The sequence below is a fragment of the Novosphingobium sp. NFX11 genome (assembly GCF_057376415.1).
This window is the reverse complement of record NZ_CP080384.1, coordinates 2,371,200-2,395,156: the sequence shown is the minus strand read 5'-3', so window position 1 is coordinate 2,395,156 and position 23,957 is coordinate 2,371,200. Positions and strand designations below refer to the sequence as shown.

At 67.3% G+C, this 23,957-nt stretch carries 12 protein-coding genes and 5 pseudogenes; 10 read left to right on the top strand and 7 right to left on the bottom strand.

Going from position 1 to position 23,957, the window contains the following annotated elements; all coding sequences use genetic code 11:
• Positions 1 to 104 precede the first annotated feature (104 nt).
• Positions 105 to 536, bottom strand: a pseudogene (locus KZO24_RS12265) (TonB-dependent receptor plug domain-containing protein); the annotation flags it as partial.
• A 212-nt stretch (positions 537 to 748) separates the two neighbouring features.
• Between KZO24_RS12265 and KZO24_RS12260 the strand changes: the two are divergent.
• Genes KZO24_RS12260 through KZO24_RS12245 form a run of 4 tightly spaced genes read left to right on the top strand, consistent with a single transcriptional unit; the run spans position 749 to position 4,579 of the window.
• A complete protein-coding gene (locus KZO24_RS12260; protein ID WP_486486280.1) occupies positions 749 to 1,951 on the top strand; it encodes a glycosyltransferase in 1,203 nt (400 codons plus the stop codon).
• A gap of 20 nt (positions 1,952 to 1,971) precedes the next feature.
• Entirely contained in the window at positions 1,972 to 2,910 is a 939-nt protein-coding gene (locus tag KZO24_RS12255; RefSeq protein WP_486486279.1) for a hypothetical protein, read from the top strand.
• A 14-nt stretch (positions 2,911 to 2,924) separates the two neighbouring features.
• Positions 2,925 to 3,416 carry a DUF2141 domain-containing protein gene (locus tag KZO24_RS12250; RefSeq protein WP_486487172.1) on the top strand — a complete coding sequence of 164 codons (492 nt, stop codon included), beginning with the start codon at positions 2,925 to 2,927 and terminating at the stop codon, positions 3,414 to 3,416.
• A gap of 11 nt (positions 3,417 to 3,427) precedes the next feature.
• Entirely contained in the window at positions 3,428 to 4,579 is a 1,152-nt protein-coding gene (locus KZO24_RS12245) for a glycosyltransferase (RefSeq protein WP_486486278.1), read from the top strand.
• Between the two features lie 111 nt (positions 4,580 to 4,690).
• Here KZO24_RS12245 and KZO24_RS12240 read toward each other — a convergent pair.
• Positions 4,691 to 7,182 (bottom strand): annotated as a pseudogene (locus tag KZO24_RS12240) (glycoside hydrolase family 3 protein).
• Between the two features lie 286 nt (positions 7,183 to 7,468).
• Positions 7,469 to 9,935, bottom strand: a pseudogene (locus tag KZO24_RS12235) (TonB-dependent receptor).
• A gap of 159 nt (positions 9,936 to 10,094) precedes the next feature.
• Here KZO24_RS12235 and KZO24_RS12230 point away from each other — a divergent pair.
• Positions 10,095 to 11,333, top strand: coding sequence for an MFS transporter (locus KZO24_RS12230; protein WP_486486277.1), 1,239 nt, complete (start codon positions 10,095 to 10,097; stop codon positions 11,331 to 11,333).
• A pseudogene (locus tag KZO24_RS12225) lies at positions 11,330 to 12,345 on the top strand (LacI family DNA-binding transcriptional regulator). The gene KZO24_RS12230 and the pseudogene KZO24_RS12225 overlap by 4 nt, the downstream one beginning before the upstream one ends.
• A gap of 38 nt (positions 12,346 to 12,383) precedes the next feature.
• On the opposite strand, the gene KZO24_RS12220 reads toward KZO24_RS12225, so the two are convergent.
• Both KZO24_RS12220 and KZO24_RS12215 read right to left on the bottom strand, forming a co-directional pair.
• Complete coding sequence (locus KZO24_RS12220; RefSeq protein ID WP_285021081.1) at positions 12,384 to 12,650, bottom strand: hypothetical protein; 267 nt, start codon at positions 12,648 to 12,650, stop codon at positions 12,384 to 12,386.
• Positions 12,651 to 12,788: 138 nt separating this feature from the next.
• Positions 12,789 to 13,286: a TetR/AcrR family transcriptional regulator gene (locus KZO24_RS12215; protein WP_486486276.1), complete on the bottom strand. Its 498-nt coding sequence runs from the start codon at positions 13,284 to 13,286 to the stop codon at positions 12,789 to 12,791.
• A 217-nt stretch (positions 13,287 to 13,503) separates the two neighbouring features.
• On the opposite strand from KZO24_RS12215, the gene KZO24_RS12210 reads away from it, so the two are divergent.
• The 4 genes from KZO24_RS12210 to KZO24_RS12195 all read left to right on the top strand — a co-directional run bounded on the left by KZO24_RS12210 (position 13,504) and on the right by KZO24_RS12195 (position 21,834).
• Entirely contained in the window at positions 13,504 to 14,685 is a 1,182-nt protein-coding gene (locus tag KZO24_RS12210) for an efflux RND transporter periplasmic adaptor subunit (RefSeq protein ID WP_486486275.1), read from the top strand.
• A 6-nt stretch (positions 14,686 to 14,691) separates the two neighbouring features.
• Positions 14,692 to 17,880, top strand: a complete 3,189-nt coding sequence (locus KZO24_RS12205) for an efflux RND transporter permease subunit (protein WP_486486274.1) — start codon at positions 14,692 to 14,694, stop codon at positions 17,878 to 17,880.
• A gap of 2 nt (positions 17,881 to 17,882) precedes the next feature.
• A complete protein-coding gene (locus KZO24_RS12200) occupies positions 17,883 to 19,334 on the top strand; it encodes an efflux transporter outer membrane subunit (RefSeq protein WP_486486273.1) in 1,452 nt (483 codons plus the stop codon).
• A gap of 235 nt (positions 19,335 to 19,569) precedes the next feature.
• The gene (locus KZO24_RS12195; RefSeq protein WP_486486272.1) at positions 19,570 to 21,834 is read left to right on the top strand and encodes an NADP-dependent malic enzyme; all 2,265 of its coding nucleotides are present in this window, start codon (positions 19,570 to 19,572) and stop codon (positions 21,832 to 21,834) included.
• A gap of 141 nt (positions 21,835 to 21,975) precedes the next feature.
• Here the strand turns inward: KZO24_RS12195 and KZO24_RS12190 are convergent, their stop codons facing one another.
• Both KZO24_RS12190 and KZO24_RS12185 read right to left on the bottom strand, forming a co-directional pair.
• Positions 21,976 to 23,052, bottom strand: coding sequence for an LLM class flavin-dependent oxidoreductase (locus tag KZO24_RS12190; RefSeq protein ID WP_211149693.1), 1,077 nt, complete (start codon positions 23,050 to 23,052; stop codon positions 21,976 to 21,978).
• A pseudogene (locus KZO24_RS12185) lies at positions 23,049 to 23,865 on the bottom strand (aldo/keto reductase). Before KZO24_RS12185 ends, KZO24_RS12190 begins: the two are co-directional and overlap by 4 nt.
• Positions 23,866 to 23,957: the final 92 nt, after the last annotated feature.

Sequence of the window (23,957 nt, the reverse complement as noted above, 5' to 3'; positions counted from 1 at the left end):
CGCATGTCGTCGATCGGGTCTGCGGTGACGAAATTGATGGTCCCGCCCAGCGCCTCGTTCGAGCGCGAGGCGATGTCGGCGGTGCCCTGGAACACCTCGACGGTGCCGATATTGGCGGTGTCGATGAAGCGGTTGGCCTTGGAGCCGCCACCGTAGCCCGAGCCGCCGTTGGGCAACCCGTCGATGGTCAGGCCGACCTGCTGGGTGTCGAGGTTGGTCTGGTAGCCGCGGATCGAGTAGGTCGTCGACCAGTCGTCGAAGCCGAAGGCGTCGCCTTCGTTGACCTGCACACCGGGCAGGGTGCCGATCAGGTCGATGGCCGAGGCGATCGGCGACTTGTCGTCGATCAGCGTCTCGTCGAGCGCGGCGTTGTTGTAGGTGGTGCGCTGGCCGGTGACGACGATGGCGTCAGCGGCGTCCGCGCTTTCGTAGGCGGCGGCATCGGCTACGTCTTCGGCAAAGGCCGGAGCGCTCGCGGCGATCGCCACGAGGCTGGTGCCGAGGACGCAGATACGGCGGATCGAAATGGCGCGCATGGCTTGGTGAAACCCCTGTTGAGCTGCCCGTGATCGCGGGCTTGTGCGGCGCAGCATCTGCGCGCCTATTCTGACGCCCTGCAGTCAATTCGGAGACGTTTCGAAGTCGCTGGCGTGTCCGCCGCATGACGGGCGGACTGACCGTCACAAACCCGAAATGACCCGCCCATAGAGGCCCTGCGGAATCAGACGGCTGGCGGCGTCGGAAGGACATGCAGGAACCATTGCGCATAGCGATCCCCATTCACAGCTTTGAGCCGGGCGGCGTCGAGCGCGTCGCCCTCGGCCTGGCCGCGCAATGGCGTGAAGCGGGGCACGAGGTTACCGTGGTTCTCGGCCGTCCGGGCGGCGCGGGTCTGTGCAGTGCGCCCGCGCTCGATTACTGGAGCCTGCCCACGCGGCCCCGGTTCCAGCAGGCAACGGCATCGTGGCGCACGCCGTGGATGGTCCACACGCTCTACAGTTTCCTGATCGAAAACCGTGTCGACGTGGTGTTCTGCCCCGGCAATACGTACGCGGTGATCGGCGCGGCCATGAAGCTGCTGATGGGCCACCACGCCCCGCCGATGCTGCTCAAGATCAGCAATGCGCTGCACCGTCCCGACATGTCAGGTGCCATGCGCCGAGGCTACGGTGCCTGGCTGCGGGCGCAGGGCGGGCTGTTCGATTCGCTGGTCGCGCTGTCCGAACCGATGCGCCGCGAAGTGCGCGAATGCATGCTGGCCGAGCCGCGCCGGGTCGAGGTGATCGCCAACCCGATCCTGAACCGCCGCCGCCTGATCCAGCTCGGCCGCATCGAGCGGCGCACGCCCTCGGCATGGGGCATGTGCTACCTGGCGGCGGGACGCCTTGCCCCGCAGAAGAACTTCGCGCTGATGCTGCGCGCCTTCGCCGCCGGAGCCCGCGCCGAGGATCGCCTGACAATCGCCGGGGACGGCCCCGAGCGCGGCCAACTCGAAGCGCTCGCCGGATCGCTCGGCATCGCCGGGCAGGTCAGGTTTCTCGGCCATTTGGCGACGATCGACCCGCTGTTGGCCGAACACGACGCGCTGCTGCTCAGCTCCGATTACGAGGGCCTGCCCGGCGTCGTGGTCGAGGCGCTGGCGGCGGGCATGCCGATCCTCGCCACCGACTGCTGCGTCAGCATGGCGAGCCTGCTCGACCACGGTCGCACCGGCCTGATGGTCCCGGTGCGCTGCCAGGATGGCTTCGCGCAAGGGATCGCCGCCCTGCGCGATTTGCGCGGCGATCCGACGCGCGCCCGCGCCGTCGCCGCGCACTACGAACTCGAAGGCGCCGCGCGCCGCTACCTCGACCTGATGCGCGCGGTCGTCTCGCGCCGCGAGGCCGAGCGCCGCCGCGACCTTGCCCTCAGCACGCTGGCGCCCTGCCGGTCGCTGCGGCGCTCCCAGTGACTGTCACCCCGGAGATCACCTTGTCTCAATCTGCAACCGTGGCTGCCACCGTAGACGGCGTCGATCTGGCGGCCATCGAACTGACCCCTCAGGATCGCACCGCGAAGCGCGGCCGCAATGCGGTATTCTCCATCCTGCTGTCACTGGCGGTCATCGCCGCCGTGCTGCACGAGACGAACAGCGTCGAGCTGCGCCGCCTGCCGCAGATGATCCCGACATCGCCGGGCTTCTGGCTGATCTTCGCCGGCTACTACCTCATCACCCCCGCCAGCGAGTGGCTGATCTACTGGAAGCTGTGGCGCATTCCGGGCAGCGGCGTGCTCGCGCTGCTGCGCAAGAAGATCTACAACGAACTGCTGCTCGGCTATCTCGGCGAGGCGTACTTCTACACCTGGGCGCGCAGCCGCGTCACCCTGACCGCCGCTCCGTTCGGCACGGTCAAGGACGTGTCGATCCTCTCGGCCGTCACCGGCAACGTGGTGACGATGGCGCTGCTGGTCTTCGCGGTGCCTTCGCTCGGCTTCGACAAGCTGGGTATCGACGGGCGCCTGCTGACCGGATCGCTGGGCGTGATCCTGGCGATTTCGCTGGGCGCCATGGCCTTCCGCCGCAAGGTCTTCAGCCTCTCGCGCGATGACCTCTGGATGATCACCCGCGTCCATCTGGCGCGCATCGTCGTCTCGACCGTGTTCCTCGCGCTGCTGTGGCACATCGTGCTGCCCGATGTCGCGCTGAGCTGGTGGCTCTACCTTTCGACCCTGCGCCTGCTCGTCTCGCGCCTGCCGCTGGTGCCGAACAAGGACCTGCTGTTCGCAGGGATAACCGTCGTGGTGCTGGGCGAGGAGCGGGATATCGGCACGCTCATGGCGCTGATGGCCGGGCTGATCACCGCCGCGCACCTCGTGCTGGGCGCGCTCATCGCCTTCAACGACCTCGCCAATCCGGAGAAACGCCCGTGATCCTGTCCCTGCTGATGCTGGCGAATGCTGCGATCATTCCCTCCACGCCCGATCTCGGCAAGGCCGAGGGCCGCTGTCGGCCGGACGAGGCAGGCTCCTCCTTCGAAGTGCAGGTGAAGGGCCTGAAGGACCGCATCGGCACCCTCAAGCTGGAGGTCTACCCAGCCAACAACGCGGACTTCCTCGCCGACGACAACGTGCTGGTGAGCGCGGGCAAGACCTTCCGCCGCGTCGAGGTGCCGGTCCCCGCCAGCGGCCCGGTGCGCCTGTGCGTGCGCGTGCCCGGTCCCGGCGACTACGCGGTGAGCCTGCTCCACGACCGGGACGGCAACCGCAAGTTCGGCTGGCGTATCGACGGCATCGGTTTTGCGGGCAATCCCCGGCTCGGCTTCAGCAAGCCGAGCGCCGAGAAGGCCAGCGCGTCGGTCGGCAGCGGGCCGAAGACGATCTCCATCGTGATGAACTACCGTCGCGGGCTGGGCGTGGCCCCGCTGGCGTCGAAGTAAGGGGCCAAAGCATGAGGATCGTGGACGTCTGCGCCTTCTACACGCCCAAGGGCGGCGGCGTGCGTACTTACGTGGAGCAGAAGCTGCGCATCGGCGCTGCGCTGGGCCATGAGATCGTGATCCTCGCGCCGGGAGACGAGGACGCGGTGATCGAGCGTGGCCCGAATGCCCGCATCATCACGCTGAAGAACCCGCGTTTTCCGCTCGACCGCAAGTACTGGTACTTCGCCTCGGCGCCGCAGTTGCACGCCGCGCTCGACGAACTGCAGCCGGACTTCGTCGAGGCCGCCTCGCCCTGGCGCAGCGCGCGTCTCGTCGCCGACTGGGCGGGCGATGCGCCGCGCAGCATGATCATGCATGCCGATCCGCTTTCCGCCTATGCCTACCGCTGGTTCGGACAGGTCTTCGCGCGGCGCACGATCGACTGGCAGTTTTCGGTCTATTGGGACCACTTGCGCCGCCACAGCCGCAGCTTCGACCATGTCGTCTGCGCCAATTCCAGCCTGACGCGGCGGCTGGCGGACGGGGGCGTCGCCAATACGGTGACGGTGCCGATGGGCGTGCAGCCCGGCCGTTTTTCCCCGCAGAACCGCGATCCCGTCCTGCGCGCGCAGTTGCTGGCCGCCTGCGACTTGCCTGAAGACGCACGCCTGCTGCTGGGTGTCGGCCGGCTGGCGGCGGAAAAGCGCTGGCCCCTGGTGCTGGACGCGGTGGCCTCGGTCTCGCGCGACCGGCCGGTGGGCTTCGTGCTGTTCGGCGAGGGGCGCGAGCAGCGCACCGTGCTCAAGCACATAGCCGGCAATCCGCACGTCCGCTTGTTCGAGCCTGAGCGCAACCCGGATACGTTCGCGCGGGTCATCGCCAGCGCCGACGCGCTCGTCCACGGCAGCGAGGCGGAGACTTTCTGCATGGTCGCCGCCGAGGCCCGCGCCAGCGGCGTGCCGATCGTGGTCCCGGACGAGGGCGGTGCGGTCGACCATGCCGCGAACGGCGGCGGCCTCACGTACACCGCCTGCGACCCGGCGGCAGCGGCGCGCGCGATCATAGAGGTGCTGTTCGAGCGCGAGCATCATCCGCAAGTCGCCCGCACCAGCGACGATCACTTCGCCGACCTCTGCGCCCTCTACGAGACGAGCGTGCGGCGCGAGCGCCGCGCGGCGTAAACCAAAGCCTCGTCATTGCGAGCGAAGCGAAGCAATCCAGAGCAGTATTGAGCCGCCCTGGATTGCTTCGCTACGCTCGCAATGACGAAGTGGGAGGGAGAATGGGGAGGGTTACTTCTCGTCCCCGCACTGGGTCATCGGCACCGAGACGTAGTCCAGCTTGACGTCCGACACGCTGAGGTCCGCCGCGGCGGTGGATTTCAGCACCAGCGGCGCGGTGACGCTCGCCATGTCCGCGCCGCGCGCGGCGAAGCACTTGAGCGGGATGGCGAGGCGGCCCCACTGGCCCGGCGCGGTGGCCGAGAGGGCGCCGGTGACCGGCACGCTCGCCAGCTTGCCGCCGCTGAGGAACCCGGCCATCAGCGCGCCTGCGGGTTTACCCTCCAGCCGGTACTCGAAGACGAGGCTGATCTCGCCGTTGCTCTCGCGCGAGAGGTCGAAGGGGCGCGGGGCGGTGAAGGCTACGCTGCCGGGGCCGTTGAAGGTCAGGCGCCTGGCGTCCTCCTGCGCGCGGTGGTCGACGCCCGACTGGCGCACGCCCTCGGCGGCGATCTCCCAGCCCGGCGGGGTCTGGCCGCGTTCGAAGAAGACGGTGGGGGCGGCCTGCTCCAGCCCGGCGGGGCGCGTTTCGTCGAGCTGGCCCAGCTTTCCGGGCGCGGCATACGTCAGGCCGTATCCGAAGGGGAACAGCGGATCGTAGTTCGGATCGCGGCGGTTGAGGACGTACTGGTCCGGGCGCTTGGGCCAGGAGAAGCTGAGCTTGCCATGGAAATCGTATTTCGGCTTGCCGTCCTTGCCCGCGAACAGCACGTCGGAGACGCCGCCGCCCTCGCTGCCGGGCAGGAACGCCGCGACGAAGGCGTCGGAGGCGTTCAATTCGGCATTCACCCAGAGCGGGCGGCCGGAGAGGAACACCGCCACCACCGGAATGCCCGCCGCCTTGAACCCCCGCAGCATTTCGAGGTCATGCTTGTCGCCGGGGCTGTATTCGAGGTTGGGGATGTCGCCCTTGAACTCGGCATAGGGCTTCTCGCCGAAGACCATGATGGCGACGTCGGGCTTCTTCGCGAACTGGCCGTCCGGCGCATATGTCGCGGTGCCGCCGGCTGCCTTCACGGTTTCCTCGATGCCCTTCCAGATCGACTGGGCATTGGGGAAGGCGGAGTTGGGCACGTCGATGCCCTGCCAGGTGATCGACCAGCCGCCCGCCTGCTGGCTGATGCTGTCCGCCGCCGCGCCCGCGACGAGGACATTGGCGGTGGGCTTGAGCGGCAGCACGCCCTCGTTCTTGAGCAGCACCATGGACTCGCGCACCGCCTTACGTGCGACGGCACGGTTCTCGGGGAGGCGATGTTGGCGAACTTCGCGGCATAGGCGCGGCTGGAGGGGCGGCCCCGGTCGAAGGTGCCCGCGCGCAGCTTCACGCGCAGGATGCGGCGCACCGCATCGTCGAGGCGGGCGGCCGGGATGGTGCCGTCCTTCGCCTCGCGCAGGGTGTTGGCGTAGAGCGTCTTCCACGCCGGGCCGGAATACATGAACATGTCGAGGCCCGCATTGATCGCCTGCGGACAGTCCTCGTTCGAACAGCCCCGGACCTGCCCGTGGCTGTTCCAGTCGCCCACCACGAAGCCGTCGAAGCCCATGCGGTCCTTCAGCACGTCGGTCAGCAGGGACTTGTTGCCGCTCATCTTCTCGCCGTTCCAGCTGGAGAAGCTGGCCATGACCGACTGCGTGCCCGCCTCGATCGCGGCGGGGTAGCCGCCGAGGTGCACGTCGCGCAGCACCTGTTCGGAGACGCGCGTGTCGCCCTGGTCGCGGCCGCCGGTGCCGCCGTCGCCGAGGAAGTGCTTGGTCGTGGCGATCAGGCGGTCGGGGGCGAGGAAGCCCCTGGTGCCGACTTTGCCCTGCACGCCCTCGATCATCGCGCCGGCATAGTCGGCGGCGACTTCGGGCTCCTCGGAATAGCTTTCGTAGGTACGGCCCCAGCGGTCGTCCTGCACCACCGCGAGGGTGGGGGCGAACGTCCAGTCGAGGCCCGCCGCCGCCGTCTCCAGCGCGGTGACCTTGCCGATCTCGCGGATCAGGTCGCGGTCGCGCGCGGCGCCGAGGCCGATGTTATGCGGGAAGAGGGTGGCGCCGACGATGTTGTTGTTGCCGTGGACGGAATCGGTGCCCCAGATGATCGGGATCTTGGGTCCGGGTGCCGCCATCGAGGCGTCGTAGTATTCGTCGGCCAGCTTCAGCCACTTGGCAGGCGGGGCATATTCGTCGTCGTAAGGGCCGGAGTTGCCGCCGTTCAGCACCGAGCCGATCCGCGTCTCGCGCACTTGCGCGGGCGTGATCGAGCCGATGTCCACCTGGATCAGCTGGCCGACCTTGTCCTCGACCGACATGGTCCCCAGCAGCGCCTCGACGCGCTTCTCCACCGCCGGATCGCGCTGCGGCTGGGCCTTGACCTGCGGCCAGAGGTCCGGGTGCGCGATCGAGGCGGGCGGCTGCTGGTTCTGCTGCTGGCTTTGGGCCGCCAGCGGCGCGGCGAGCAGGCCCACGGCAAGGGCGGCGAGGGAGATGCGTGCCAGAGAGACATGGGAGTCGACGGTCATAGGGCGTCCTTACCTGATGATTGGGTCGCGATCATGGCCGAACGTGGCCGGGGAGGGGCGGCGACGGGCATATTTGCCGCGCCGCCGCCCGGGGTGACCTGCGCACTCGCGGAGGAGGTGCGGCGCGCGCGGGTCACCGGGGGGCCTTCCTTCCGACCTTTCCCCATTACCACCGCTCATCCTGAGCCTGTCGAAGGATGGGAGCACAGCGCCCAGCCTCGGGGGCTTCGACAAGCTCAGCCTGAGCGGGTGGAGAGGAGGAAGAAGGGGGAGAGGGTAACAAGGATCAGAAGCTGGCCTTCGCCCGGACACCCCATGTGCGCGGCGCCTGCAGGTTGGACAGGAACACCGGGTCATAGCGCGGCGTGCCGAAGGCGCTGGCGTTGGTGCGGATCTTCTTGTCCTCGATGTTCATGACGAAGGCCTCGACCGAGTACCTCTGGTCCGCCGACGTGAAGCGCAGCGAGGCGTCCGAGCGGAAGTACGCCTTCTGGCGATCCCAGTCGGTGCCATTGGTGCCCCGGTTCGGCATGTTGTCGGCCGGATCGTTGGCGTTGACGAAGGGGTTGGCGTCGCCGTTGAAGTAGCTCAGCCAGCTGGCGGTTTCGTAATGCGTGGTCAGGCGGGGGTGATCGTCGCGCCGCTGGCCATCACGAAGTCGTGCTCGTAGCTGGCAGTCGCCGAGAAGCGCGGCGCGTGGGCCAGTTCGTTGCCCTTGAGCTGCACGATCGAGGAGGCCTTGCCGCCATCGTAGAGCCGCCCGTCGACGCTTTCCAGATCGTCCATCTTGGTCTTCTGCAGGGTGCCGGAGAACTGCAGGCGATCGTTGGGTGTGAAGTTGGCGGTCAGTTCCGCTTCCAGACCATATGCCTTCGCGCCCTTGGCGTTCTGGGTGATCATCTGGCTGCTGGTGACGTTGCCCTCGTCGTCGCGGAAGGTGACGGCCTGGTTGACCTGATAGCCCTTGAAGTCGCTGTAGTAGGCGGCAAGGTTCAGGGTGATCATGCGATCGAGGAAGCGGCTCTTGAGGCCGACTTCGTAGTTGGTCAGCGTCTCTGGATCGGTCAGCCCCGCGTTGTCCTGGATGTTGCCCGACTTGAAGCCGGTGCTCACGCTGGCATAGCCCAGCACGTCCTCGGCCAGATCGGCGTCGACGCGGGCGAGGTAGGTGAGCTTGTCCCACTTGCCCTTCACGTCGTTGCTGGAGATCGAGAAGCCCGGCAGCAGGTTCACCAGTTCCTCGGCGGTGGCGCCCGGGTAGGCGCCGAAGATGCCCGCCTGGCAGGCGCCGCCGGGTGCGAGGTCGGCCGGGGTGCAGCCGTCGCCCGAATAGGTCACGTTGCGGCCGCCGATGTCCTCCTTCTTGTCGGAGGTGTAGCGCAGGCCGCCGGTGACGCGGATCGCGTCGATGGCGTGCCAGACGACTTGTCCGAAGGCCGCGCGCAGATCGATCTGGCGGTTGGCCTGTATGAAGCTGCCCGCCCAGCTGAACGTACCGTCGCGGTAGCCGTTGCGCTGGTCGATGTCGAAGCGGATGCGGTTCTTCTCGTGGCTGTAGTAGGCGCCGAGGATCCAGTCGAAGGTCTGCTCGCCCGAGGATTTCAGCTGCACTTCGTGGCTCTGGAAATCATAGCGCGAGGACAATGTGCGGTTCTCGCCGAAGGCGCCGAGCGGCAGGTCGTTGCCGCTGGCGTCGACTTCGCCGGTCGGGGGCAGGGCGCCCGCGTCGGCGTCGGTCTGGGTCGAGCCGCCGATGCGCGACCAGCCGGCGATGTAGCTCAGCTGGATGCCATCGGTGATGTCGTAGTTCATCGTGCTGCGCACCGCGGCCGAATAGCGGTCGGTGTCGGGCGCGGTGTCGGACAGGGTGGACCAGCGCTTGGTGCCCGCGCGCGGGTCTGCAGCAGGCCGATGACCGGGGCGCCGGTGTCCCAGAAGCCCTCGGCCGACAGGTTCCAGCTGAACCTGTCGCTCGGCTGCCACAGCAGCGAGCCGCGCAGGGACTTCTGGTCGGCGGCGTAATACTTCTTGCCGCTGGTGACGAAGGCCGACTTGTTGATGCCGGCGATGTCGGGTGCGGGCTGGTAGTCGGCGTAACCGTCGTGGCGGTCGCTGACGAAGGCGACGCGGGCGGCCAGCGTGTCGGTGATGGGGATGTTGATGGCGCCGCGAATGCCGAGGCGGTCGTAGTTGCCGCCGGTCACTTCCACGTTGCCTTCGAAAACGCCCAGCTTCGGCTTGGCCGAGATCAGGCTGAGCGCGCCGACGGTGGCGTTGCGGCCGAACAGTGTGCCCTGCGGCCCGCGCAGCACTTCGACGCGCTCCATGTCGTACATCAGCACCGATGCGCCCTGCGAGCGCGGCGAATAGATGCCGTCGACGTAGATCGCCACTTCGGGGTCGGCGACTTCGGTATAGGCGCTGTCGTTGCCGATGCCGCGCAGGGTAAGGAGCACCGCCGACTGGTCGCCCTGCTGGTTGAACTGCAGCGAGGGGACGAAGCGGGCGAGGTCGGTCACGTCCTTGACCTGCTGCTTGTCGAGCTGCGCCTGGCCGAAGGCGGAAACCGCGATCGGGGTGGACTGCAGCGTCGTCTCGCGGCGGGTGGCGGTGACGATGATGTCACCGTCGGACGCCTGCGGAGCGGCTGACTGCGGGGCGCCTTGAGGCGCGGCGTCCTGGGCTTTGGCGGTGGTGGTCATGCAGAGTGCGGCCGCGAGCGCAGTGCTCGCGATAAGCGCGTTGCGTGTCATCTCTCTCTCCCTGAAGCAGACCTTCGCTGCTTTCCGGCGCCTCGTAGACCAAAGCTTGACAACGTTGTCAACATTGTTTCTGACATCGATGTCAAATCGTGATATGGACGGCTGCAGCTTTCCCGGCAGAGGCAAGCGCGTTAAGGATGCCCCGCATATATGACAGCCCTGATGGCGAAGGCCCCGACTTCCTTGGAAAAAACCGATGCGCCTACGCTGCTGTTCCGGCTGTCGGTGGGGGTGTTCTTCATCGGCGGGTTCCTGACCTCGTCGGTGAGCCTGCTGGTGCCGCAACTGAAGCTGATGCTGGCGCTCGACTACACGCAGGCGTTCCTCGTCCAGCTGGCCTTCCATGCGAGCTACCTGCTGTTCGCGCTGCCGATCACCGCCTTCATCGTCGCAGCCGGCTACATCCGCGCGATCGCGGCGGGGCTGGCGGTGATGGCGGCAGGCTGCGCCGCGCTGGCGGTTGCGCAGGGCAGCCTGTCCTTCGCGCTGGTGCTCGGCGCGCTGCTGCTGCTCTCGGGCGGGCAGACCTTCCTGCAGATCGCGTCGAACACCGTGGTCACCGTCATCGGTCCTTCGCGCGGCGCGGCGCGGCGGCTGACCTTGCTGCAGGGGTTCAACTCGCTCGGTACTGTCGCCGGACCGCTGGTGAGCGCCCCGTTGCTGCTGGCGCAAGTCGAGCGCGGGCACGAATGGCGGCCGGCGGCGACGCTGCCGTTCGTCCTGACCGCACTGGTCACCGCCGTGCTGGCGCTCGCCTATGCCCGCCACCGCAAGGCGCTGGAGACGAAGCCCACCGGCGAGGGCTTCGTGCCGACGCACCGGCTGTTCAGCGTGTTCTCCGAATCGCGGCGGCTGCGCTGGGGAACGGCGGCGATCTTCGTCTACGTCGGCGCCGAAGTGACCATCGGCGGGCTGCTTCCCAGTATCCTGATGCGGCCCGACCGCCTCGGCGTGAGTGCGGTGACGGCGGGGCAGCTCGTGGCGCTCTACTGGGGCGGGGCGATGGTCGGCCGGTTCGCCGGTGCATGGGGCATGCGGCGCGTTTCGGAGGCGCGGATGCTGCTTTGTGTGTCGCTTGGTGCCGTTGTGTGCACGTTGGGTGCCGTTGGGTGCCCGGGTATCGCGGGGGCGGCGATGCTGGTTTCGGTGGGGCTGTGCAACGCGATCATGTACCCGACGATCTACGCCATGGCGCTGCCGGAGGACGCCCGCGCGGCTCCCGTTGCCTCGATGTGGCTGTGCATGGCGGTGGTCGGCGGGGCGCTGGTGCCGGTGTTGACGGGGATCGTCGCCGACGGGGCGGGACTGCTCGCATCGCTGGTCGTTCCCGCCGCCTGCTACCTTCTGATCGCCGGATTCGCGGCAGTTTTCCGGGAGAAACGGGCATGAAGACGGTCACCATCAAGGACGTCGCCGCCCGCGCCGGAGTCTCCCCCAAGACCGTTTCGCGCGTCATCAACGGCGAGGACCACGTCCGCCCCGAAATTCGCGAGGCGGTGCAGCGCGTCGTCGCTGAACTGAACTACCGCCCCAACGCCTTCGCCCGCAGCCTGTCGAGTTCGCGCTCCTACCTGCTCGGCCTGTTCATCGACGATCCGGTCTCCGGCTACGCGGCCGAAGTCCAGCACGGCGCGCTGCTGCAATGCCGGGAACGCAGCTACCACCTCGTCGTCGAGCCGGTCGATCTCAGGCGCCCAGGCTGGCAGGAGCAGGTGCGGGGCAGCCTGTCCAGCTTGCGACTCGACGGCGCCATCGTCGCTCCGCCGATCTGCGACGATGGCGAACTTCTTAGTATATTCGACGAAGCGGGTGTGCCTCACGTGCTGATCGCCCCTCCCACCCGCCGGAGGGCTCGGGCGCGGTCTGGATGGACGATCGGGCGGCGGCGCGGGAGATGGCCGAATACCTGCTGTCGCTGGGGCATCGACGCATCGCCTTCATCCAGGGACCGGAGAGCCACAGCGCCTCGGCCAGACGCGAGGAGGGATTCCGGGCGGCGCTGCATCATGCCGGTCTGGAGGTTGACGACCGGGCGGTTCTGAGAGGTGATTTCAGCTTCCGCTCGGGCCTGGAACTCGGCGAGGTGCTGCTCGACCTGCCCGAAGCGCCCAGCGCGATCTTCGCCTGCAATGACGACATGGCGCTCGGCGCGATGATCACGGCGATGAAGCGGGGAATTGCGGTCCCGGACGCCTTGTCGATCTGCGGTTTCGACGATGTGGCCTCGTCACGGGCGGCCTGGCCCCAGATCACGACGATCCGCCAGCCCAACGCGGAAATGGCGGCGGCGGCGGTCGATATTCTCGTCGATCCGGTTTTCCGCAAGGACAGCGCGCACCCGGCGTTCCGGTTGATGCTGGCGCATGCGATGATCGTTCGCGGCAGCACGGGGCCGGCCTGATCGGCGGTCTTCCCATGCTGCCGTGCGATGAACGGCGCTTAGTTCACCCGGCGACGGTGCTTTCCGCCATAGGTCTTGCCGCAATAATTATCGAGTTCGCGCATCTCGGTCGCCGCCGCTGCGGCAAGGGCAGCGGTGCAGGGCAGGTTCTTTTCGGTTTCGGCGATTCGGGCCTCTACGCGGTCGCGCAGTTCCTCGATGTCAGCACGCGACAGTACGTTCTTTTCACGCAGATAGCAGATCAGGCTCTGAAGCAGGATCATCGCCTTTTCGCCGGAATCAACTTCACTGTTCTCGATCATCATGTAGTCCTCTCGAGCAGCCATTCGGCCAGCGTTGAGGGCAGGATGATACAACCGCGAAACAATGTCCAGCGCATCAAAATAGCAGTATTCTACCGTCACAATCGTTTGTGCGGCGCAACATTCGTAAAGTGTGGAAGGTCACTTCTCCAGCGCATTGACTTCCTGTCGCAGCAACTGCCCGAGGCGGGCATGCAGCGTCTCGTGATCGCTCCCGGGAGAAAGTTCGCGCAGCGCCACCATGCCCCACGACATGGCAATGATGAAGTCGGCCACGGTCGATTGACGCTCGGCTGGCGCTGCGGGCGCAAGCGATCCCAACGCCGCGCCGAGGCTGTCGCGAAGGCGGCTGTCGACCTTGGTGTGCATCTGGTTGATCGCCGGATTGCGGCCTACTTCGGCAAGCAGTTCGCACATCAGCCGGCGGTCCTCGCAATCCGGCTCCTCGAAGCCGACGCGCTCGATCCAGGCGAGAATGGCGTCGCGGTCGTTGGCGGCAACCGCCGTGCTCAGCGTTTCCTCGTCCAGCCAGGTCGTGATCTCGGATTCGCAGATGGCGGCGATGATCGCCTCCTTGTTCGCGAAGTCACGATAGATCTGCCCCACGGCGATCCCGGAAGCCGCAGCAATCTGCGCCATTCCGGTCTGATGGAACCCTCGCTCGACAAAAGGTTACGCGCGGTGTCGAGAAGGTGTTTTCGACGTGCGGCCGATTTGGCGGCTCGGGGGCGATCCAGTGCAGTCTCGTTGGTCATTTCCCTGTCCGACTTGCTTTTTATGTTGCGACGCAATACCTGTCGCGCGAATCATGAGTGAACGCTCACTCACGCTTTAACCCTCTTGGCGGATTAACTCCATGAAAAAGATCGCTCCGGCCCTAGTGCTGATTCTCTCCGCCTGTGGAGGAGGACAGGAGCAGCCTCCGGCAGGACCGCCCGAGGTCGGCGTGGTCACCGTGCGCGAGCAGTCCGTCACGCTCAGCAATGAACTTCCGGCGCGCACCAGCGCTTACGAGAGTTCGGATGTGCGCCCGCAGGTCAACGGCCTGATCGTCGCGCGGCTGTTCACCGAGGGCGATCAGGTGAGGGCCGGGCAGCCGCTCTACCGCATCGACGGTGCGCCTTACGAAGCGGCGGCGGCGAATGCCCGTGCGGCGCTGGCCCGTTCACGCGCCGCGATCGCATCGAGCGATGCGCTGGCCCGCCGCTACGGTGAACTGGTGAAGATCAATGCGATCTCGCGGCAGGACTACGAAAACGCGGTGACCACCGCGCAGCAGGCGCGCGCGGACGTTGCGGCGCAGCAGGCGCTACTGCGTTCGGCCGAGATCGACCTTGCGCGCACGACCATCCGTGCGCCGATTTCCGGACGCATCGGTCGCTCGACTTACACCACTGGTGCGCTCGTATCGGCCTCGCAGACCGATGCGCTGACCACGATCCAGCGGCTCGACCCGATCTTCGTCGATATCCAGCAGTCCAGCGCCGATGTCCTGCGGCTGCGCCAGCAGCTTCTTGCCGGAGACCTGACGAGTGCCAGCGGCAATGTCGCGGTGAAGCTGAAGCTGGAAGACGGCAGCACCTACCCGCAGGAAGGCGTGCTCAAGTTCACCGACGTGACCGTCGATCCGACGACCGGCAGCCAGATCATCCGCGCGCAGTTCCCCAACCCCAAGGGCCTGCTGCTCCCCGGCATGTACGTGCGGGCCGAGTTCGCGCAGGCGACCAAGGCGAATGGCCTGCTGGTCCCGCAGGTCGCCGTGTCGCGTGACGAGAAGGGCAATCCCACCGTCCTCGTCATCGGTGCGCAGAACAAGCTGGAGATGCGTCCGATCACCGCGCCGCGTACGGTCGGGGACAGCTGGCTGGTCACTTCCGGCCTCAAGGCGGGTGACAAGGTCGTCGTCGACGGTGCGCAGATGCTGCGTCCGGGCGTGCCGGTGAAGCCGGTGGCGCCGCAGGGTCAGGCACAGGGGCAGAAGCCCGCTGCAGGCCAGCCCGCCGCTCCTGCCAACCCCTCTGCTAACAGGGGGCAGTAAGGCGCCATGTCACGCTATTTCATCGACAGGCCCATCTTCGCATGGGTCATCGCCATCGTCCTGATGATGGCGGGCATCATCGCCATCCGCAGCCTTCCGATCGCCCAGTTCCCCGAGATCGCGCCGCCAACGGTGTCGATCGCGGCGACGTATCCGGGCGCCGATGCGGAGACGCTTGAGCGCACGACGACGCAGATCATCGAGCAGCAGCTCAAGGGCATCGACAACCTGCGTTACTTCTCGGCCTCGTCCTCCTCGGCGGGCACGGTGACCATCACCCTGACCTTCGAGCAGGGCACCGACCCCGACATCGCGCAAGTGCAGGTCCAGAACAAGCTGCAGGCCGCCACCCCGCTGCTGCCGCAGGAAGTGCAGCGCCAGGGCGTTCAGGTGCAGAAGTCGGCGGCGAGCTTCCTGCTCGTCACCGCGATCTATTCCGAGGACGGCAGCCATTCGGCCAACGACCTTTCGGACTACATCGTCAGCCAGTTGCAGGACCCGGTCAGCCGCATCAACGGCGTGGGCGAACTGCAGATCTTCGGCACCCAGTACGCCATGCGCATCTGGGTCGATCCGCTGAAGCTGCGCAGCTACGACATGACCATCGCCGACGTCACGACGGCGATTACCGCGCAGAACGCACAGGTTTCGGCGGGCCAGATCGGCGCGCTGCCGGCTCCCAAGGAGCAGATGCTCAACGCCACCGTCTCGGTCCAGTCGCGCCTGCAGACGCCCGAGGAGTTCGGCAACATCCGGCTGCGCTCCGCTTCGGGCGGCGCCATCGTCCGCCTGCGCGACGTGGCGCGGGTGGAGCTTGGCGCGGAACTGTACGGTTTCGACACCCAGTTCAACGGCAAGCCCGCGTCAGGCTTCGGCGTGCGTCTCGCCTCGGGCGCCAACGCGCTCGACACCGTCGACGCGGTGAAGGCCGAGGTCCAGAAGATCTCCAAGAACTTCCCGTCCGACGTCAAGGTCTCGTTCCCTTACGACTCCACGCCCTTCGTGCGCCTCTCGATCGAGCAGGTGGTCCACACGCTGGTCGAGGCGGTCGTGCTCGTCTTCCTCGTCATGTTCCTGTTCCTGCAGAACTGGCGCGCGACGCTGATCCCGACGATCGCGGTGCCGGTCGTGCTGCTCGGCACCTTCGGCGTGATGTCGGTGCTCGGGTACTCGATCAACACGCTGACGCTGTTCGGCATGGTGCTGGCGATCGGCCTGCTGGTCGATGACGCGATCGTCGTGGTCGAGAACGTCGAACGCCTGATCCAGGACGAGCACCTCTCGCCCAAGCAGGCGGCGCGAAAGTCGATGGACGAGATCAGCGGCGCGCTGGTCGGCATCGGTCTCGTGCTCTCGGCGGTGTTCCTGCCGATGGCGTTCTTCGGCGGTTCCACCGGCGTGATCTATCGCCAGTTCTCGATCACCATCGTCTCCTCGATGGCGCTCTCGGTGATGGTCGCATTGATCCTGACGCCCGCGCTCTGCGCCACGATCCTGAAACCCCACAAGGAGGGCGGCCCCGAAGGCAACGGCCTGCTGGCCCGCTTCTTCCGCTGGTTCAACGACAAATTCGACCGCGGCACCGAGAAGTACCGGGGCGGCGTGCGCCGCACGGCCAACGGCTGGAAGCGTTCGGGCCTCGTCTACCTGCTCATCGTCGGCTGCATGGTCTTCCTGTTCACGCGTCTGCCCGGCGGCTTCCTGCCGGACGAGGATCAGGGCGTCGTCTTCGCGCTGGTGCAGGGGCCTTCGGGCGCCACCCTGCCGCGCACCCAGAAGGGCCTCGATGTGGTGCGCAAGCACTTCCTCGAGGACGAGAAGGCCAACGTCGATTCGATCTTCACCATCAATGGCTTCTCCTTCTCCGGTCAGGGCCAGAACGCAGGCATGGCGTTCATCAGGCTCAAGGACTGGGAGGAGCGCGGCGGCGCCGACAACCGGGCTCCGGCGATCATCGGCCGCGCCATGGGGGCGTTCTCCAAGTACCGCGACGCGATGATCTTCGCGCTGACCCCGCCTGCAGTGCAGGAACTGGGCAACGCCACCGGCTTCGACATGTGGCTGGTGGATGATACCAACCTGGGTCACGACAAGCTGCTGGCCGCCCGCAACCAGCTCATGGGCATGGCGGCGCAGGACCAGCGCGTGGCGCAGGTCCGTCCGGTCAGCCTTGACGATTCGGCCCAGCTCGACGTGAAGATCGATCAGGACAAGGCCGCCGCACTCGGTCTCGACCTTGCCGCGATCAACTCCGAGATCGGCACGGCCTGGGGTGGTTCCTACGTCAACGACTTCCTCGACCGTGGCCGTACCAAGCGCGTCTATATCCAGGCGGACCAGCAGTACCGCTCCTCGCCCGAGGCCCTTTCGGACCTCTACGTGCGCGGCACCGGTGGTCAGATGGCGCCCTTCAGCGCTTTCTCCGAACTGTCGTGGAAGAAGGCGCCGGTCATCCTCAACCGCTACAACGGTCGCCCGGCGATGGAGCTTCAGGGCGCCCCCGGCGCGGGCATGAGCACCGGGCAGGCGATGGCGGCGATGGAGGAGATGCACAGCAAGCTCGCCCCCGGCACTTCGATCGAATGGACCGGCCTGTCGTACGAGGAACGCCTCTCCGGAGGTCAGGCGCCCGCGCTCTATGCGCTGTCGCTGGCGATCGTGTTCCTGTGCCTCGCGGCTCTGTACGAGAGCTGGTCGGTGCCGATTGCGGTAATGCTGGTGGTGCCGCTGGGCGTCGTCGGCGCGCTGTTCGCCGCCTGGCTCACCGGCCTCGGCAACGACATCTACCTGCAGGTCGGCCTGATCACCACGATCGGCGTCTCGGCCAAGAACGCGATCCTCATCGTCGAATTCGCGGAGGAGCGCGTACAGTCCGGCATGAACGCCTTCGACGCGGCGATGGAAGCGGCGAGGCTGCGTCTTCGTCCGATCCTGATGACCTCGCTGGCCTTCGTCTTCGGCGTGCTGCCGCTGGCGGTCTCGACCGGCGCGGGTGCGGGCGGCCAGAACGCCATCGGCCGCGCGGTGGTGGGCGGCATGCTCTCCGCCACGATCTTCGCGATCTTCTTCGTGCCGATGTTCTTCGTGGTCGTCGCTCGCCTGTTCAAGCACGGGCAGACCGACCGCAAGCCGACGAACACCGACGATGAGCCTCACGCTGACGGCGCCCACGGCGCGGCACCGCAGGAAAGCTGAACATGAAAAAGTCGATCCTCATCCTGCTCGCCGGCACCACGCTGCTCGCCGGGTGCAACCTTGCCCCCAAGTACGAGCGACCGGCGGGCGCCGTCCCGGTGGCGCTGCCGCAGGGCGGCTTCTACCCGGCCGCCCCGACCGATGCGCAGGACGTATCGCGCATCGGCTGGCGGGACTTCTTCCTCGACGACAGGCTGCGGCAGGTCATCGAGGCGGGCCTTGCCAACAACCGAGATCTGCGGATCGCGGCGGGCAACGTCCAGCAGGCGCGGGCGCAGTACCGCGTCCAGCGCGCCGACCGGTTGCCCACGGTCAATGCCACCGGCACCGCGACTTACACCAACAACCTGATGGGCGCGGGCGCGGCCGGTGGTACGGGTGGCAGCTCGGACATCGAGATCTATCAGGCGACCGTGGGCCTTTCGGCCTTCGAGCTCGACCTGTTCGGCCGTGTCCGCAACCTGTCGCGCGCGGCGCAGGAGCAGTACTTCGCCAGCGAGGAAGCCCAGCGTTCGACACGCATCAGCCTCATCGCCGAGATCGCCAATGCCTGGCTGACGATGGCCTCGGACAGCGAACAGCTGCGCCTCTCGCGTGAGACGGCGAAGGCGTTCGAGAAGACGCTGGACCTCACCCGCGCGCAGTTCCGCATCGGCACCGGCTCGGAACTGGAAGTGCGGCAGGCGGAAACCAGCTATCAGGGCGCGCTCAACGACATCGCCGCGCTGGAAACCAGCGTGGCGCGTGACCAGAATGCGCTCAACCTGCTGGTCGGCACCACCGTCGCGGCGGAGCAATTGCCCACCGGCTTCGGCACCGAGCCCATGACCCGTGACGCACTGCCGGGTGACGTGTCCTCCGAAGTCCTGCTGCGCCGCCCCGACGTGCTGCAGGCCGAACACCAGTTGATCGCCGAGAATGCCAACATCGGCGCGGCGCGCGCCGCGTTCTTCCCGACGATCTCGCTGACCGGCACGCTCGGCACGCTGAGCACGGCGCTTGGCGGCCTGTTCAAGGACGGCAGCTACACTTACACCGGATCGCCCAGCGCCTCGCTGCCGCTGTTCGACTTCGGGCGCCGTTCGGGCAATCTCGAATACGCCAAGGCGTCGCAGAAGGTGGCCGTCGCGACTTACGAGAAGGCGGTGCAGACCGCGTTCAAGGAAGTCTCCGACGCGCTTGCCCAGCGTGGTCGCATCGGCGACCAGATCCGTGCGCAGACCACGCGCGCCGAGGCTGCGGGCGTGGCGGCGAAGCTGTCCGACGCGCGGTTCCGTTCGGGTGTGGATTCGTTCCTGACCACGCTCGACGCCCAGCGCACCGCCTACGGGGCCGAGCAGGCGCTGGTTACCACGCGGCTGACGCAGGCCAGCAATCTGGTGGAGCTATATCGCTCGCTGGGCGGCGGCCTGGAGGAAACTACTCCGGTCGGAGGCGAACAGCCCGCCCGTTAACCCCTTGGTCCCGGTGAGAGCCGGGATCGCGGACGGTCCTTGCGCACCACCCCACCGAGCCGGTGTGCGATGGCCGTCTGTGCCCGCTGGGCATGACGAAGTGTGTCGATCGTCCCGATTTTGCGCCTTAGGCACTCGACAGGCGCGCCCGAACCGTGTTGTGGGAGCAGCGAATCCAATCGCCTCGACGATGGGATCGCACGCTGACTTTGGCCACTGACCACGGGACGAACACATGGACGAGACGCTGCGCCGCGCCGCACTTGATTACCACCGCCTGCCTCGGCCCGGCAAGCTGACCATCGAACCGACCAAGCGCATGGTGAACCAGCGCGACCTCGCGCTGGCCTATTCGCCCGGCGTCGCCGTACCCTGCATGGAAATTGCCGAAGATCCGGCCAAGGCGCTGGACTACACCGCGCGCGGCAACCTCGTCGCGGTGATCTCGAACGGCACCGCCGTGCTCGGCCTCGGCGCGATCGGCGCGCTGGCCTCGAAGCCGGTGATGGAAGGCAAGGCCGTCCTGTTCAAGAAGTTCGCCGACATCGACGTGTTCGACATCGAGGTCGACACCACCGACGCCGACAAGTTCATCGAAGCGGTCGCGCTGCTGGAGCCGACCTTCGGCGGCATCAACCTTGAGGACATCAAGGCGCCCGAGTGCTTCTACATCGAAGCCGAGCTGAAGAAGCGCATGAACATCCCGGTGTTCCATGACGACCAGCACGGCACCGCGATCGTCGTCGCCGCCGCCGTGCGCAATGCGCTGGTGCTGCAGGGCCGCACGCTGGCCGACGCCAAGCTCGTCACCTCGGGCGCGGGCGCGGCGGCGCTGGCCTGCGTCGATCTGCTCGTCTCGATGGGCCTGCCGATCGAGAACGTCACGCTGACCGACAAGGACGGCGTCATCCATTCCGGCCGCGAGGGCATGTTGCCCAACATGGCGCGCTATGCCCGCGATACCAACGCGCGTTCGCTGCCCGACGTGCTGCCGGGCGCCACCGTGTTCCTCGGCCTCTCGGCGCCGGGCGTGCTCAAGCCGGAATGGCTGCCGCTGCTGGGCGACAAGCCGCTGATCTTCGCGCTCGCCAACCCCGAGCCGGAAATCCGTCCCGAGGCCGCCCGCGAAGTGCGCCCCGATGCGATCATCGCCACGGGCCGTTCGGACTATCCGAACCAGGTCAACAACGTCCTGTGCTTCCCCTACATCTTCCGCGGCGCGCTCGATGCGGGCGCGACGCAGATCAACGAGGCGATGAAGGCCGCCGCCGCCGAGGCCATCGCCGGTCTGGCGCGCATGCCCGCGCATGACAGCGTCGCGCAGGCATACGGCGGCCGCAAGCTGGTGTTCGGCCCCGAGTACATCATCCCCACCCCGTTCGACCCGCGCCTGATCGTCGAGATCGCCGGCGCCGTCGCCAAGGCGGCGATGGATTCGGGCGTCGCAACCAAGACGCTCGACATCGCCGAGTACAAGCGGTCGCTGGCGAACATGAACACCCGCTCGGGCCAGCTCATGCTGCCGGTCTACCAGGCCGCGCGCGGGGCGATGAAGCGCGTCGCTTACGGCGAGGGCGAGGACGAACGCGTGCTGCGCGCGGTGCAGGATGCGCTCGACGAAGGCATGGTGCGCCCGACGCTGGTGGGCCGCCGCCGGATTCTGGAGCAGAAGCTGCCCGAACTCGGCCTGTCGTTCCGCCTCGGTGAGCACGTCGATCTCGTCGATCCCGAGACCGACCACGAACTGATGGGCGAACTGGTCGCGGCCTATGGCGCGATCGCCAGCCGCAAGGGCGTGCCGACCGCCGAAGTGCTGCGCCACACCTACCGCCGCCCGACCGTGACCGCCGCGATGCTGCTGCGCACCGGCAAGGTCGATGCGGCGCTGGTCGGCGGCAACTCGGAGTACTGGGGCCAGATCGAGCACGTGTTGCGCATTATCGACCGCGCGCCCGACGTGAAGCGCGTCTATGCGCTGTCGGGCCTGATCCTCGATGCGGGCGTGCTGTTCCTGACCGACACCCACATGGTGCCCGATCCGACGCCTGAACAGATCGCCGAGATGACCGTTCTGGCGGCCGACGCGGTGCGCCGTTTCGGCCTCGATCCGAAGGTGGCGCTGCTGTCGCACTCGAACTTCGGTTCGTCGAACAGCCCCAGCGCGCGCAAGATGCGCTCGGCGGCGCAGCTGGTGCACAAGGTCGCGCCGGAACTGCGCGTGGACGGCGAAATGCACGCCGACGCCGCGCTCAGCCAGGCGCTGCGCGAGAAGCTGGTGCCGGATTCGGGCTTCGAGGGCGCGGCGAACCTGCTGGTCATGCCGAACCTCGATGCGGCGAACATCACGCTGACGGCGCTGTCGGCCTCGTCCAGTTCGCCGACGGTCGGCCCGATGCTGCTGGGCCTGTCGCAGCCGATCCACGTGCTGACCCCGGGTGTCACCGCGCGCGGCATCCTGAACCTGACCAGCATCGCGGTCTGCGCCGCCGACGGGCATTGAGTTGAGCCAAATCCTCCCCGTCGCACAACGATGGGGAGGGGGACCGCCTGCATAGCAGGTGGTGGAGGGGTGGACTGCCCCCTCCGTCAGCCCTTCGGGCTGCCACCTCCCCATTGCTTCGCAACAGGGAGGATACGCATCTTACAGCACCAGCGGCGCGTGGTTGATCTGCGGCAGCACGTGCCGCGAGAACAGATCCGCCTCTGCCGCGTGGGGATAGCCCGACAGGATGAAGGCATCGATGCCCTCGGCCTGATAGGCGCGGATCTTCGCCAGCACCTGATCGGGATCGCCGACGATGGCGGCCCCGCAGCCCGACCGGGCGCGGCCGATGCCGGTCCACAGGTTCTCTTCCACGAAGCCGTCACCGCCTGCCGCGCCGCGCAGTTCGGCCTGACGGGTCACCCCGACGCTGGCGGTGTCGAGCGACTTCTGGCGGATCGCCTCGCCCGCCGCATCGTCCAGCTTGGACAGCAGGCGATCGGCATAGACGCGCGCCTCGTCCTCGGTCTCGCGCACGATGACGTGAGCGCGGTAGCCGAACTTGAGCGTGCGGCCGTACTTCGCCGCGCGTGCGGTCATGTCCGCGATCGTCTCGCGCACCTTGTCCATCGTGTCGGGCCACATCAGGTAGACGTCGCAGCCCTTGGCCGCAGCTTCGCGCGCGTCTTCGGACAGGCCGCCGAAGTAGAGCGGCGGGCACTTGCCCGAGACGGTGGTGATGCGTGCGGGCGGCAGGTCGAGGTTGTAGAACTCGCCCTCGTACTTCAGGTGCTCGCCGTTCAGCATGATCTTGAGGATCTGCATCACCTCGAGCGTGCGCTGGTAGCGGGCGCGGCTGTCCAGCTTCTCGCCCGGCAGGTCGGACGAGATGATGTTCACCGTCAGACGGCCGCCCAGGATGCGGTCGAGCGTGGCGATGCGGCGCGCCAGCTGCGGCGGCCAGTCCTCGCCCATGCGCACGGCCCAGAGCAGGCGGATCTTCTCCACCAGCGGGGCGATGGCGCCCGCGAACATGGTGGTGTCGATGCCCAGTGCATAGCCGGAGGGGAGCAGGATGTTGTCGAACCCGCCCTTTTCGGCCTGCAGCACGATGTTGCGGCAATGCTCCCAGCTGGAGGCCAGCGCCGGATCGGGCTGGCCGAGGAACTCGTAGTCATCGTCGCACAGCGCCGAAAACCAGCTTACCTCACAGGTCTTGTCAGTGGTGGTGCTCACGGCAGGGGCTCTCCTTTCGATGCGACCAGTACCGCGTACCAGCTGGCGCGGGTCCAGCGGACCTTGAGTGCGTCAGTGGCTTCCGCGATCCGGTCGGCCTTTTGTGATCCGACGATGGGGATGATGCGCGCCGGGTGCGCCATGATCCAGCTGTAGGCGGCCGCGGTGCGCGACACGCCGAACTCTTCCGCCGCAGAATCGAGCAGCGCGGCGACTTCCTTGCTGCGGGCGTCTTCCGGCGCGGCGAGACGACCACCGCCCAGCGGCGACCATGCCAGCACGGCCATGTCCATGGCGATGGCCTGGTCCAGCTCGCCGTTCTCGATCGTGTCGAGGCGCAGGGCCGAGATTTCCGGCTGGGTGGAGACGATCGGCAGGCTCACGAACTGCTGCAGCGTGGCGATCTGGCTGATGGTGAAGTTGGAAACGCCGAAGCTGCGGATCTTGCCCGCCTTATGTGCCGCTTCGACGGCCTTTGCGATTTCCGAAGGGTGCGTGAGGATGTCGGGACGATGGATCTGCCACAGCTCGACGGTGTCGGTGCCGAGGCGCTTGAGCGAGGCGTCGATGGCGCTGGTGAGGTATTCGGCGCTCGAATCGTAAGGCAGGGGGCATGATGCCGCCCTTGGTGGCGATCACCAGCTTCTCGCGCAGGCCCGGTTCGCTGGCGAGCGCCTTGCCCAGCAGCGCTTCCGCATCGCCGAAGCCGCCCTTGCCGTCGAAGCCGTAGATGTCGGCGGTGTCGATGAAGTCGATCCCGGCATCCAGCGCGGCATGCAGCAGGCGCACGGCATCGGCGGCTTCGCCTTCCATGCGCCAGTTGCCCCAGGCGAGGGCGGAGACTTCGATGCCGCTCTTGCCGAGCTGGCGGCGGGCGGCCGGGGAGGGAGGTAGGTCATGGGTGT